The organism is Pseudomonas sp. NPDC089406 (genome assembly GCF_044900265.1).
In the GTDB taxonomy this organism is placed as follows: Bacteria; Pseudomonadota; Gammaproteobacteria; order Pseudomonadales; family Pseudomonadaceae; genus Aquipseudomonas; species Aquipseudomonas fakonensis.
In genome coordinates this window covers 1-12,639 of record NZ_JBJDNC010000048.1, presented here as the reverse complement: position 1 = coordinate 12,639, position 12,639 = coordinate 1, and the positions used below count along the sequence as shown (strand labels likewise).

General features: G+C 66.4%; 14 protein-coding genes. 10 read left to right on the top strand and 4 right to left on the bottom strand.

What is annotated here, in order from left to right; translation table 11 throughout:
• Positions 1–13: 13 nt before the first annotated feature.
• A complete protein-coding gene (trxA, locus tag ACI2KK_RS24945) occupies positions 14–886 on the top strand; it encodes a thioredoxin (protein WP_404671051.1) in 873 nt (290 codons plus the stop codon).
• Positions 887–982: 96 nt separating this feature from the next.
• On the opposite strand, the gene ACI2KK_RS24940 is transcribed toward trxA, so the two are convergent.
• Positions 983–1,330, bottom strand: coding sequence for a hypothetical protein (locus tag ACI2KK_RS24940; RefSeq protein ID WP_404671050.1), 348 nt, complete (start codon positions 1,328–1,330; stop codon positions 983–985).
• Positions 1,331–1,462: 132 nt separating this feature from the next.
• Here ACI2KK_RS24940 and ACI2KK_RS24935 point away from each other — a divergent pair, with 132 nt between their 5' ends.
• The 5 genes from ACI2KK_RS24935 (at position 1,463) to ACI2KK_RS24915 (ending at position 5,472) form a co-directional block, all read left to right on the top strand.
• Positions 1,463–2,044, top strand: a complete 582-nt coding sequence (locus ACI2KK_RS24935) for a DUF2796 domain-containing protein (protein WP_404671049.1) — start codon at positions 1,463–1,465, stop codon at positions 2,042–2,044.
• The gene (locus ACI2KK_RS24930) at positions 2,045–2,755 is read left to right on the top strand and encodes an ABC transporter ATP-binding protein (protein WP_404671048.1); all 711 of its coding nucleotides are present in this window, start codon (positions 2,045–2,047) and stop codon (positions 2,753–2,755) included.
• Positions 2,755–4,020: an ABC transporter permease gene (locus ACI2KK_RS24925; protein WP_369989415.1), complete on the top strand. Its 1,266-nt coding sequence runs from the start codon at positions 2,755–2,757 to the stop codon at positions 4,018–4,020. Before ACI2KK_RS24930 ends, ACI2KK_RS24925 begins: the two co-directional genes overlap by 1 nt.
• 179 nt (positions 4,021–4,199) lie before the next feature.
• Complete coding sequence (locus tag ACI2KK_RS24920) at positions 4,200–4,679, top strand: DUF3299 domain-containing protein (protein WP_404671076.1); 480 nt, start codon at positions 4,200–4,202, stop codon at positions 4,677–4,679.
• Between the two features lie 109 nt (positions 4,680–4,788).
• Positions 4,789–5,472 carry an OmpW family protein gene (locus tag ACI2KK_RS24915; protein ID WP_404671047.1) on the top strand — a complete coding sequence of 228 codons (684 nt, stop codon included), beginning with the start codon at positions 4,789–4,791 and terminating at the stop codon, positions 5,470–5,472.
• On the opposite strand, the gene ACI2KK_RS24910 is transcribed toward ACI2KK_RS24915, so the two are convergent.
• On the bottom strand, positions 5,469–6,689 hold the full coding sequence (locus ACI2KK_RS24910; RefSeq protein ID WP_404671046.1) for an MFS transporter: 1,221 nt from the start codon (positions 6,687–6,689) through the stop codon (positions 5,469–5,471). The genes ACI2KK_RS24915 and ACI2KK_RS24910 overlap by 4 nt on opposite strands.
• 101 nt (positions 6,690–6,790) lie before the next feature.
• Between ACI2KK_RS24910 and ACI2KK_RS24905 the strand changes: the two genes are divergently transcribed.
• Complete coding sequence (locus ACI2KK_RS24905; protein ID WP_404671045.1) at positions 6,791–7,231, top strand: winged helix-turn-helix transcriptional regulator; 441 nt, start codon at positions 6,791–6,793, stop codon at positions 7,229–7,231.
• A 276-nt stretch (positions 7,232–7,507) separates the two neighbouring features.
• Here the strand turns inward: ACI2KK_RS24905 and ACI2KK_RS24900 are convergent, their stop codons facing one another.
• Both ACI2KK_RS24900 and ACI2KK_RS24895 read right to left on the bottom strand, forming a co-directional pair.
• Positions 7,508–8,440 (bottom strand): NAD-dependent epimerase/dehydratase family protein, encoded by a 933-nt coding sequence (locus ACI2KK_RS24900; protein ID WP_217841554.1) that lies wholly within the window; start codon positions 8,438–8,440, stop codon positions 7,508–7,510.
• Positions 8,433–9,317: a sugar nucleotide-binding protein gene (locus ACI2KK_RS24895; protein ID WP_369989406.1), complete on the bottom strand. Its 885-nt coding sequence runs from the start codon at positions 9,315–9,317 to the stop codon at positions 8,433–8,435. Before ACI2KK_RS24895 ends, ACI2KK_RS24900 begins: the two co-directional genes overlap by 8 nt.
• 264 nt (positions 9,318–9,581) lie before the next feature.
• Here ACI2KK_RS24895 and ACI2KK_RS24890 point away from each other — a divergent pair, with 264 nt between their 5' ends.
• The 3 genes from ACI2KK_RS24890 to ACI2KK_RS24880 all read left to right on the top strand — a co-directional run bounded on the left by ACI2KK_RS24890 (position 9,582) and on the right by ACI2KK_RS24880 (position 12,422).
• Positions 9,582–10,622, top strand: a complete 1,041-nt coding sequence (locus ACI2KK_RS24890; RefSeq protein ID WP_404671044.1) for a TauD/TfdA family dioxygenase — start codon at positions 9,582–9,584, stop codon at positions 10,620–10,622.
• A gap of 15 nt (positions 10,623–10,637) precedes the next feature.
• Positions 10,638–11,432, top strand: a complete 795-nt coding sequence (locus ACI2KK_RS24885; protein WP_404671043.1) for a TSUP family transporter — start codon at positions 10,638–10,640, stop codon at positions 11,430–11,432.
• 150 nt (positions 11,433–11,582) lie between these two features.
• Positions 11,583–12,422, top strand: coding sequence for an alpha/beta hydrolase (locus ACI2KK_RS24880; protein WP_404671042.1), 840 nt, complete (start codon positions 11,583–11,585; stop codon positions 12,420–12,422).
• The last annotated feature ends 217 nt before the right edge of the window (positions 12,423–12,639 follow it).

Below are 12,639 nucleotides of genomic sequence, written 5' to 3'. Positions count from 1 at the left end.
TGCGAGAGTCGTAATGAGTCAGGAAACCCCGTTTATCTTCGACGCCACCGATGCCAGCTTCCAGCAACTGGTGATCGAGAACTCCTTCCACAAGCCGGTGCTGGTGGACTTCTGGGCTGAATGGTGCGCGCCGTGCAAGGCGCTGATGCCGTTGCTGGCGAAAATCACCGAGGGCTACCAGGGCGAACTGCTGCTGGCCAAGATCAATTGCGACGCGGAGCAGCAGGTGGTGGCCCAGTTCGGCATCCGCAGCCTGCCGACCGTGGTGCTGTTCAAGGACGGCCAGCCGGTGGACGGCTTTGCCGGCGCACAACCGGAATCGGCCATTCGCGCCATGCTCGAACCCCATGTACAGATGCCCGCCCCGCCCGCTGCCGCGCCACTGGAGCAGGCCAAGGCGCTGTTTGCCGAGAGCCGTTTCAGCGAGGCCGAAGCGCTGCTGCAGGCGCTGCTGGGCGAAGACAACAGCAACGCCGAAGCGCTGATTTTGTACGCCCGCTGCCTGGCCGAACGCGGCGAACTGGGTGAAGCCCAGGTGGTGCTGGATGCGGTCAAGACCGACGAGCACAAGGCCGCCCTGGCCGGTGCCAAGGCCCAGCTGACCTTCCTGCGCCAGGCCGCCAGCCTGCCGGAGGCCGCCGAGCTTAAGAGCCGCCTGGCACAGAACCCGCAGGACGACGAAGCCAGCTACCAGCTGTGCATCCAGCAACTGGCGCGCCAGCAGTACGAAGCGGCGCTGGACGGGCTGCTGAAGCTGTTCCAGCGTAACCGCGCGTACGAGAACGGCTTGCCGCAAAAAGCGCTGCTGCAGGTGTTCGAGTTGCTCGGCAACGAGCACCCGCTGGTGGGCGTTTACCGCCGGCGCCTGTCTTCGGCGATGTTCTGACCTTCCACGGCTCTATCGCCGGCAAGCCGGCTCCTACAAGGGATACGCCCTACCTGTAGGAGCCGGCTTGCCGGCGATGAGGCCCGAAAGGCCGCCTCACCCCACCCAGTGATACACCGGCGCATCCACGCCGCTTTCTACCTTCACCTCACTGCTGTGGCGCAACCGCACCAGCAGCCGCTTGCCGGCAGCAGTACTGCCCGCCAGTGCTTCAAGCCGGTCGAGCAACTGCGGCCCGCTCATCTGCCCTGCCGTGCGCAGCACCTCGCGCGCCGCTGCCCACTGCCCGTCATCCTGACGCGGCGCCGCGCTGGCGGTAGCGGGCTGCGCGGCCTCGGCGGCCACCGGCAACACCACCTGGCGGCCCAACTGCGCCCACTCATGGGGCTCCAGTTCAACGGTCAGGTCCACTGGCCAATCACCAATCTGTCCACGAATTCTCACGATGTTTTCCTTGCACGCAGGTCAATTGGGCCATGCTACCGCAACATGAAACCTGCACGGGAACGTCTGGCGGCACAAAGAAAAGTTGTTATAACATTACCAAATCATTCAAAGCCGCTTCTGGAGCCGTCCATGCGTCGTCTGCTGCTCGCCCTGCCCTTCGCCCTGCTGCCCCTGGCCGTGGCCCATGCCCACGACGACCATGACCACGATCACGCCCATGGCACCCTCGGTACCCACGAGCACGGCGTGGCCAAGCTCAACGTGGTGCTTGACGGCAACACCCTGGAGCTGGAGCTGGACAGCCCGGCGATGAACATCGTCGGCTTCGAGCACGCCGCCAGCACTGACGCCGACAAGGCCAAGGTCGCCGCCGCACGCCAGTTGCTCGAGCAACCGCAGAAGCTGTTCGGCCTGGCCCAGGCTGCCGGCTGCAAGGATGACGCCCAGGAGCTGGAAAGCCCGCTGTTCGGCGACGCGGCCCACGCCGACGACGATGCCGACGCGCACGAACATGAGCACGGCCACCAGCACACCGATGTGAACGCCCACTACCAGTTCACCTGCGCCACCCCGGGCAAGCTCACCCAGCTCGACCTCGGCCCGCTGTTCAAGACCTTCCCGCAAACGCAAAAGGTCAACGTTCAGTTGATCGGCCCGAATGGCCAGAAAGGCGTGGAAGCCACCCCCGCCAAGGCCGTGGTCGCGTTCTGAATGAGCCAGGCGCTGATCGAGCTGCATGACCTGGTGTTCGCCTGGCCCGGCCAGGCGCCGCTGCTGGATATCCCGAGCTTTCGCCTGGAGGCCGGCGAGGCGCTGTTCCTCAAGGGCCCCAGCGGCAGTGGCAAGACCACCCTGCTGGGCCTGCTGGGCGGGGTCAACCGCCCGGGCCAGGGGCGCATCCAGCTGCTCGGCCAGGACCTGGCCAGCTTGAGCCAGGGCGCCCGCGACCGTTTTCGGGTCGACCATACTGGCTACATCTTCCAGCAGTTCAACCTGCTGCCGTTTTTGTCGGTGCGCGAAAACGTCGAGCTGCCCTGCCGCTTCTCGAAGTCCCGTGCCGAACGCGCCAGCCAGCGCCATGGCAGCATCGACCAGGCCGCCGCGCACCTGCTGGCGCACCTGGGCCTTAACGACCCGGACCTGCTGGCGCGGCGTGCCGGCAGCCTGTCGATCGGCCAGCAGCAACGGGTGGCCGCCGCCCGCGCGCTGATCGGCCAGCCGGAGCTGGTGATCGCCGACGAGCCCACCTCGGCGCTGGACGCGGACACCCGCGAGGCGTTCATCCGCCTGCTGTTCGAGGAGTGCCGCGCCGCCGGCTCCAGCCTGCTGTTCGTCAGCCACGACCAGAGCCTGGCAGCGCTGTTCGACCGCAACCTGTCCCTGGCCGAACTCAACCGCGCCGCCAAGCCCCGGGAGGCCTGATGTACCTGCTCCGCCTTGCCCTGGCAAGCCTTGCCAACCGCCGCTTCACCGCCCTGCTGACCGCCTTTGCCATTGCCCTGTCGGTGTGCCTGCTGCTGGCTGTCGAGCGGGTACGCACCGAAGCCCGCGCCAGCTTCGCCAGCACCATCAGCGGCACCGACCTGATCGTCGGCGCCCGCTCGGGGTCGGTGAACCTGCTGCTGTATTCGGTGTTTCGCATCGGCAACGCCACCAACAACATCCGCTGGGACAGCTACCAGCACTACGCCCAGGACCCACGTGTGAAGTGGGCGATCCCCATCTCGCTGGGTGACTCGCACCGCGGCTACCGGGTGATGGGCACCACCAGCGCTTACTTCGACCACTACCAGTACGGTCGTAAGCAGCACCTGGCGCTGAGCCAGGGCCGCCCGTTCGAAAGCGACCCGTTCGAGGTGGTACTGGGCGCCGAGGTGGCCGAGGCGCTGCACTACAAGCTGGGCGACAAACTGGTGCTGGCGCACGGTGTAGCCGCCATCAGCCTGGTCAAGCATGACGACAAGCCGTTCACCGTGGTCGGCGTGCTCAAGCGCACCGGCACCCCGGTGGACCGCACCCTGCACATCAGCCTGGGCGGCATGGAGGCGATCCACATCGACTGGCACAACGGCGTGCCGGCCCGCGGCGCCGGGCGCATCAGCGCCGAGCAGGCGCGCACCATGGACCTGCAACCCACGGCCATCACTGCCTTCATGCTGGGCCTGAACAACAAGATCGCCACCTTCAGCCTGCAGCGCGAAATCAACGAGTACCGCAGCGAGCCATTGCTGGCGATCTTGCCCGGCGTTGCGCTGCAGGAGTTGTGGAGCCTGATGGGCACGGCTGAGCAGGCGCTGTTCGTAGTGTCGTTGTTCGTGGTGCTGACCGGGTTGATCGGCATGCTCACGGCCATCCTCACCAGCCTCAACGAGCGCCGCCGCGAGATGGCCATCTTGCGTTCGGTGGGCGCGCGGCCCTGGCATATCGGCGGGCTGCTGGTGCTCGAGGCGCTGGCCCTGGCCGTGGCCGGCATCGCTGCCGGGCTGGGCTTGCTGTATGCCGGTATCGCCCTGGCCCAGGGCTATGTACAGGCCAACTACGGGCTGTACCTGCCGCTGGCCTGGCCGAGCGCGCACGAATGGACCTTGCTGGCTATCATCCTCGGCGCGGCGCTGCTGATGGGCAGCGTGCCGGCCTGGCGCGCCTACCGGCAGTCGCTGGCCGATGGCTTGTCGATTCATCTTTGAGGGTGTTCATGTTGCGTTGTTTCAGGTTCGCCCGCCGTCGCCGGCAAGGCTCTTCGCCCCCTGTAGGAGCGGCTTTAGCCGCGAACACCAGCAAAGCTGGTGCCATCCACCGCGTCGTCTGCTTCGCGGCTAAAGCCGCCCCCACAGGGGCTGCGGTGCTGGCCGCCTTGCTGTTGATCATGCCGGCAGCCTGGGCTGGCGAACCGCGTGAGCTGGACTGGCCGGCGCTGATCCCCGAGGGCGCGCCGGTGATTCCGCCGCAACTGGTGCCGCTGCACGACCTGTCGCAGATCGGCGATGCGCTGGCGGCCGAGTCGGCCCCCGCCGCCCGCCAGCAGGCACCCGACGCGCCGGTGGTGAAGGCGCTGAACGGCCAGCAGGTGAAGATCCCCGGTTATATCGTGCCGCTTGAAGTGAGCGAGGAAGGCCGTACCACCGAGTTTTTGCTGGTGCCCTACTACGGCGCGTGCATTCACGTGCCGCCGCCACCGTCGAACCAGATCGTGCACATTTTCAGCGAGATGGGCGTGCGCGTGGAGGACCTGTACCAGCCCTACTGGATAGAGGGCACGATGCAGGTAAAGGCCAGCAGCAGCGAACTGGCCGATGCCGGTTACCAGATGGAAGCCGAGAAAATCTACGCTTACGAGCTGAAATGAGACCTGTGTCGGCTTTATGAAGCGGGTTCGTTGAGCTGGGTCAAACCCTGCGTTCGAACGGATTCATACCATTGGACTACTCGATTACTCACGTCCTTTGGGAGCTTCCATGAACAAGTCCTTGCTCGGCGCCTCGCTCGTTGCCCTGGCGCTCGCAGCGCCCGTTGCCCACGCCCACCAGGCGGGTGATTTCATCTTGCGCGCCGGCGCCATCACCACCGCGCCAAACGAAGACAGCGGCGAGATCAAGCTCGACGGCGCCAAGGCCTCTGGCACCAAGGCAACCCTGGACAGCGACACCCAACTGGGCCTGGCCTTCGCCTACATGCTCACCGACCACATCGGCCTGGAACTGCTGGCCGCCACGCCGTTCAAGCACACCGTCGGCGTGAAGGGCCTCGGCGCAGGCCTGGACGGCAAGCTGGCCGACATCAAGCAACTGCCACCGACCCTGTCGCTGCAGTACTACCCGATGGAGCCGAGCTCGAAGTTCCAGCCGTACGCAGGCGTTGGCATCAACTACACCCTGTTCTTCGATGAAGACCTGAGCAGCAACCGCAAGGCGCAAGGCTTCAGCAACATGAAGCTGCAGGATTCGATCGGTATCGCCGGCCAGCTGGGCATGGACTACATGCTCACCGAAAACCTGCTGGTGAACGCCGCGGTCTGGTACGTCGACATCGATACCAAGGCCACCATCGACGGCCCGAGCGCCCTGGGCGTGGGCAAGACCAAGGTGGATGTGGACGTCGACCCATGGGTGTACATGGTCGGCATCGGCTACAAGTTCTAAGCCTTTCCGCCAGCAGCCTGCTCCCCATGCGAGGGAGCAGGCTTGCCCCGCACTTGCTGCCTGCACCAGCAACCCCAGGCGCCAGCACTGATTGCTGCCCCCAGCACGCACACCGCGCCCCACCCCCACTGCCCGTACACCCAGCTCGCCGCCACCGCGCCCAGCCCGCTACCCAGCGAATAACAGCACATGTAGGCGCCGATCAGCCGGCTGGCCATTGCCGCGCGCCCGGCCAGCAACAGGCTCTGGTTGGTGACGTGCACCGCCTGCACCGCAAAATCCAGCAACAGCACGCCGGCCACCAGCGCCAGCAGCGAGGCGCCAGGCATCGCACTGGCCAGCCATGACAACGTCAGCAACGCCAACGCCCACCCCGTGGTGCGCTGGCCGCGCCCCTGGTCAGCCCAGCAGCCCGCACGCGAGGCAGCCAGGGCCCCGGCGATGCCAGCCAGGCCGAACAGCCCGACCTGGGTCGGCCCAAGCCCATGGGGCCGGGCACTGAGCGGCAGCACCATCGCGCTCCACAGCACGCTGAACGCGGCAAACACCAACAACGCCAATACTCCCCGCTGGCGTAACAAGCGGTCATCGCGGTACAGGCGCAAGGTCGACAGCAACAACGCCCGATACCCGTCGCCGCAGGCCCGTGGCTGGGCTGCCGGCAACTGCCAGGCGAGCAGCAGGGCCATCAGCAGCGCTGCCCCCGCCGCCCCGGCATACACCCCGCGCCAGCCCAGCAGGTCGGCCACCACACCCGACACCAGCCGCGCCAGCAGGATGCCCAGCACCACGCCGCTGGTCACCGTGCCCACCACCTGCCCCTGCCGGGCCGGCGTGGCCAGGGTGGCGGCATGGGCCACCATCACCTGCACCACCACCGCCATCAGCCCGACCATGGCCATGGCCGCCAGCAGCACAACCCAGCCCGGGGCCAGGGCCACGGCCAGCAACGCAGCGGCGCCGAGCAGCAGTTGCGTAACGATCAGCCGCCGCCGATCGAGCAGGTCGCCCAACGGCACGATCAGCAGCAGCCCCGCCGCATAGCCGGCCTGGGTCGCGCCGACTACCAGTCCCACCTGCGCCTGGGGTACGCCCAGGCTCAAGGCCATGGCGGCCAGCAGTGGCTGGGCAAGGTACACCGTGGCCACAGCCTGGGCGCAGGCAGCGGCGAGCAGGCAGGTCAGGCCGCGGCCGAGGGGTTCGGCAGTACTGGACATGGCAGAATCCTCAATCAATCTGGTTTCTAATTGAAACCACATGCTGGCTTTCTAGCAAATGTGGTTTTAATCTGCAACCAGATGACTTGCGGATACCCCCCATGCTCGACGACAACAACCTGCAATGCCCTGTGGCCCGTGCCCTCGAAGTGATTGGTGACCGCTGGGCGCTGATGATTCTGCGTGATGCCTTCGACGGCGCACGGCGTTTCAGCGAGTGGCAAAAAAACCTGGGGCTGGCGAAGAACATCCTCGCCTCGCGCCTGAAACTGCTGGTGGAGGCCGGGCTGCTGGCGCAGCAACCGGCCTCGGATGGCAGTGCCTACAAGGAGTACGTGCTGACGGACAAGGGCCAGGCGTTGTTCCCGGTGGTGGTCGGCTTGCGCCAGTGGGGGGAGCGGTTTCTGTTCAGTGCAGACGAGGCGCGTTCAGAGCTGGTGGATGATCGCGGGCAAGGGCTCGCGACCCTGCAGGTGCAGGCCAGCGATGGGCGGGTGTTGCAGGCGGGGGATTGTCAGCGGCGGGTGATTCGGCATTCGTGATGGCTTGAAGCCCTTCACCGGCCGCATCGCCGGCAAGCCGGCTCCTACAGCCCTTCGGGCTGCGCTGTCGCGCAGGGTACTACGGTCCCAAGCGCGCCCCGGCACCTGTGGGAGCGGTTTTAGCCGCGAAGCAGGCACCGCGCTAGATGGCACCGGCTTCGCCGGTGTTCGCGGCTGAAGCCGCTCCCACAGAATCTTCGTTAAATCAACGAGTTGTGATTTGTTCTGTAGGAGCCGGCTTGCCGGCGATGCGGCCGGTGCAGGCGTCACAACACGTCAGGCCTTGCCCAGCAACCGCGCCACGCCGTCCACGAACGGCGTCGGCTCAGGGAAGTCGAAGCGCGCCAGCAGGCGGCTGTTATCGGCCCGCGAGTGGCGGATGTCACCCGAACGCGCCGGCCCATGGCTGACCGGCGGCAGGCTGCCGACCACCTGCTCGATGGCCTTGAGCAACTGGTTCAGCGAGGTGGCCTGGTTCAGACCGATGTTCACCGCACCCTCCTCCACCTGCGGCATTTCGATGGCCTGCACCATCACCTGGACCAGGTCGCCTACATAGAGAAAATCGCGGGTCTGCTCGCCATCACCAAACAGCATGATCGGCTGGCCGTTGAGCGCGCGCTCGGCAAAGATGCTGATCACCCCGGAATACGGCGAGGACGGGTCCTGGCGCGGGCCGAAGATGTTGAAGAAGCGGAACACCACCGGCTCCAGGCCATGCTGGCGGCGGTAGAAGTCCAGGTATTGCTCGCTGGCCAGCTTGTCCACCGCGTAGGGGGTCAGCGGCGCTTTCGGGGAGTCCTCAAAGACCGACTGGCCTTCGCCGTTGTTGCCGTACACCGCCGCACTGGAGGCGAACAGCACCCGGCGCACACCGTTCAGGCGCATGGCCTCGCACAGGTTGAGGGTGCCGATGAAGTTGCTCTGGTGGGTTTTCACCGGGTCTTCGACCGAGGCCTGCACCGAGGCCACCGCGGCCAGGTGCACCACTGCCTGGCAGCCTTCGGTGGCGCGCGCCACCAGTGCTGCGTCGGCGACATCGCCTTCGATCAGTTGCAGCCTGGGGTGGCCCAGCTGCAGGTTGCTGCGCTTGCCGGTGGACAGGTCGTCGAGAATACGTACCGCGTAGCCTTTTTCCAGCAACGCATCGCACAGGTGGGAGCCGATGAAGCCGGCGCCGCCGGTGATCAGGATGGGGGCATCAGCCATGTCGGTAGAAACGGTCCAGTAGGGGCGGCAAGCCGGCGCGCCAGGCGCGTGGCTTGATGCCGAAAGTGTGAAGGATCTTCTTGCAGGCCAGCACCGCGTGCTGTGGCTCTTCGCTGGCGTCCGGGCGCGCGGCGTGGGCCTGGGCGGTGGGTTGCTGCACGGCCAGCGGGTGCCACTGCGCAGCCTCGGTGAGGATCGCCTGGCCCAGCGCCAGCGGCGTGGTCGCCTCGTTGCCGGCGTAGTGGTAAGTGCCCCACAGCGGCGCCTTGCAGTCGAGCTGCTTGAGCACCGAAAGGATCACCCGCGCGGCGTCATCCACCGGGGTCGGGTTGCCGCGCCGGTCGTCGGCCAGCAGCAGTTCCTGGGGTTGCTCGGCGCGGGTGAGGAAACGCCCCAGCGAGCCGTCGCGGCTTTCGTCGAGCAGCCAGCCAAAGCGCAGCAGCACATGCTGCGGGCAGGTGGCGCGCACGCTCTGCTCGATGCGCCACAGCGCCTGGCCGCGCAGGCCCAGCGGCACGGGTTCGTCCTTTTCGCTGTAGGCGGTGGCCCGCGAGCCGTCGAACACCCGGTAGCTGGAGGGCTGCACCAGGACGATCTCGTGGTGCTGGCACAGTTCGGCCAGCCGCTCCACCGCGCGCTCCTGCTGCGCCAGGCGCGGCTCGCTGACCGACTCGGCCTGGAACCAGTCGAAGTAGTAGGCCAGGTTGACCAGCGCATCCGGGCGCTGCTCGTCGAGCAGCAAGGTCAGGCTGGCCGCGTCCCAGCCGCCTTCCGGCGGGCGCGGTGCCAGGAAGGCGATGTCTTCCTCGGCCCCGAGGCGAATCAGCGCTTGCCCGAGGGCATTGCCACCACCCAACAGCATCAGGCGCATACGCATAGAGTCAGAAGGTCCGGTCTGGTCGATTGGGGAAAGGGGCATTTTGCGGTTTGTGCGGGGGGAAGTGCAACCGGGGCCGCTGTCGCTGTGTTTGCGGCCCTCTCACACCTGGGTAATGACTGGCACCTCTTAGGAAACTGCTGATAGCAGTGTCGGAACGGTCTGACTATTCGGCTCGCCCAGATATCCCTCCAATAGCACTCGATGCCTGGTGCCAATGATCGGCGCCAGTGCGAACCGCTTTGTCGACAGGGAGAGTTGCACATGCTCGAGCCAGAAATCACTTATCTGAAGTTCACGCCTGCACAGGCAGAGGCCTTGGCCGACGCCACCGGGGTATTGGTCGCGCTCGGCGGGCCGCAGGCCTGCGGGGCTGCCCGCACGGCCCGCGAGCAGGCCGATCGTTTCAGGGCAACGCTGAGCCACAGCCAGCGCGATGTGCTGCAGCGCTTTGCCGAGGGCAAGCACTCGGCGTTGCTGTACACACATATGCTCAGCCTCGACGACCCGCTGCCAGAGCAACTGCCTGGGCTTGCCGACCTGGAACAGGCTCACCCATGCCTCTACCTTGCCGCGCGCAATCAACTGCTGCTGGAGCTGGCCTTTCACCGGGCCTTCGCCTTCGACATCGACAATGACGGCAAGCAGGTACGCCTGGTCGGCAACTTCAAAGGCGGGGGGCGCACACCCCGGGCCGATGAGAACCGGCAAACTTCTGTCGAGCTCAGCTCTCACTCCGGCCTGCAACTCGGGGCCCACACCGAAGCGCCCTATCGCTGTTCGGTCCGGTCTTGCGACGGTCACTCCCCTGCCCCTTCAGCGCTGATTCTCAGCGCCCGCTGGAACCCGGCGCACGAGCCCACCCTGATCACACCTTTGCCATCGCTCATCGAGCGCCTGGGCAGCCTGCACGCGCTGGCCCTGACCTCACCCGCCTTCGACTACAGCCGCAGCGATTGTTTCGTGCCTGGCCAGGGCGCCGCCGGCAGCGCCGTGTCGATGCTGCAATTCGATAGCCAAGGCGGCTTCGCCATGCGCTACAACGCCTACCGCTTCTCGCTCAACGATCACGCCAGCGAAGCCGCAGCGCAGGCATTCGATGCCTTCACCGCATTGCTGCGCAAGGCGCAGCCCGTGACGTTCGACCTGCAGCCGGGCAACGCCCTGCTGATCAACAACAGCCGTGCCCTGCATGGCCGCGATGTGCTCAAGGACAACCGCCGCCTGCTGGTGCGGCTGTTCGGTTATGCCCCCTATGCGCGCCCTGTGGTGCTCAACGACGACCCGCTGCTGGTACGCGGCTGAACAGGAGATTTCACCATGCTGGAACCCGGCCTTGAGCTGTTGCTCGCCCTTGCTGCAGTCGCGCTGCTGGCAGGCTTTTTCGATGCAATCGCCGGTGGCGGTGGCTTGCTGACGCTGCCTGTGCTGTTCATTGCGGGGATCGAGCCGGTGGCCGCGATCGCCACCAACAAGTTCCAGGCCGCTTCGGCCACGGTTTCTGCCACTGCAGCGTTTGCCCGCAAGGGCATGATCGAGTGGCGCAGCGGCCTGCCCATGGCGGCCTTGGCCTTTGTCGGTGGTGCGGCCGGGGCGTTGTCTGTCAGTTTGGTGCCGCAGGGGCTGTTGCAGGCCTGCGTGCCGGTACTGCTAATAGCGGTTGCGGCCTGGTTTGCCTTCACCCCCAAGTTGCAGGACATGCCGCGCAGGGCCCGGATCAGCCGCAGCCTGTTCTGCCTGACGGCAGCGCCGCTGATCGGCTTTTATGATGGTATTTTCGGCCCGGGGGTCGGTTCGTTCTTCATGTTGGCCTGCGTGCTTCTGCTGGGCCAGCAGTTGATGGCTGCAGTGTGCACCAGCAAGCTGCTCAATGCGGCCTGCAACCTTGGCGCACTGTCGGTGTTCGCCCTGGGCGGTGCGATCATCTGGCCGTTGGCACTGGCCATGGCTGCTGCGGCCATTGTCGGGGCGCAATTGGGCGCGCGTTGCGCCGTGCGCTTCGGGCCAGGGCTGATCCGGCCTATGCTGGTGGTCGTATGCTGTGTGATGGCGGTAAAACTGCTGGGTACGGCGGGCAATCCGTTGGGGGAGTGGTTGAAGAACGTTTTCTCCTGAGGCGTTGCGAAAAACTGGGGGCTTGAGCAGGTCACATGCTGTGTGGGCGCAACAGCCCTTTGCTGCCTGTGCTGGCCTTATCGCAGACAAGCCTGCTCCTACAGGTGCCGGCCAAATCGACTATTGATGTGCTGTTTCGGGAGAGTACGGATGGAGCTGGGCTCGGACACCGCGCAACGCGGGCTATGGCAGTACGACGAACCCGCGCCCGGCGCGGAGCGTTTCATCGAGGAAAGCTTTGGCGGCTACCGCCAGCAGGCCCGCCTGCTGGTGCCGGGGCAGGAGCGCGCGGCGCCGGTGTTCGTGGTGGGTGGGGCGCGTTCGGATTTCACCCGGCTCAACCCCTTGCTGTACCGCCTGCAACAACAGGGCATTGGTTCGCTGACCGGCAACCTGTCGGGGCACAGCCAGGCCGCTGAGCCTGGGGCTCGGGACGCTTCGCTGGCGAGCAACCTGGCCGAAGCGCTGCGTTTTCACCGGCACCTGGATGCGCGCAGCGACACCTTGGTCGGGCATAGCCTGGGCGGGGCCATCGCCTTGAAGCTCGCGGCGCAGCGCCCGAGCGTGCGCAAGCTGGTGCTGATCTGCCCGGCGGTGTACCCGGATGCTGCGCACAGTGCGCCGTTCGGGCCGGCGTTCACGGCGGCCATTCGCAAGCCCTTCGCCTTTCTGGACTGCGACAGCTATGCCTTTTTGCGCCAGTTCCAGGGGCGGGTGCTGCTGGTGATCGGCGAGTACGACGGGCTCAACTCCAAGGTGTATGGCCAGGGGGCCGGGACCTCGGCCGGGGTGCGGCGCATGGCGGGGGTGGAGCGCTACAGCCCGATCCCTGAGGAAGTGATCCACAGCTTGTTGCGCTCGGTGCCGGCGGCGGATGTGGAATGCCTGATGCTGACCGACTGCGACCACGGGATTGCCGCGCATCTGCGCGAGCGACCGGCGGTGGCGGACCAGGTGGCGCAGGCGGTGGGGGCGTTCATCCTGGGGTGACGGTGATGGGCATGGCACCGGCTGCGCCGGTGTTCGCGGGCAAGCCCGCTCTCATAGAACAAACTGCAACTCATTGAATTAACACGGTCTCTGTGGGAAGCGGCCTCGTGTCGCGATGGGCTGCGAAGCGGCCCCAAGGCCTCGGCCTCATGCAAAATTGCCGGGCGGGGGCCCCACCCCAAACCCCAACCAGGCCCAGAACCCCGGGGGGGGCGGC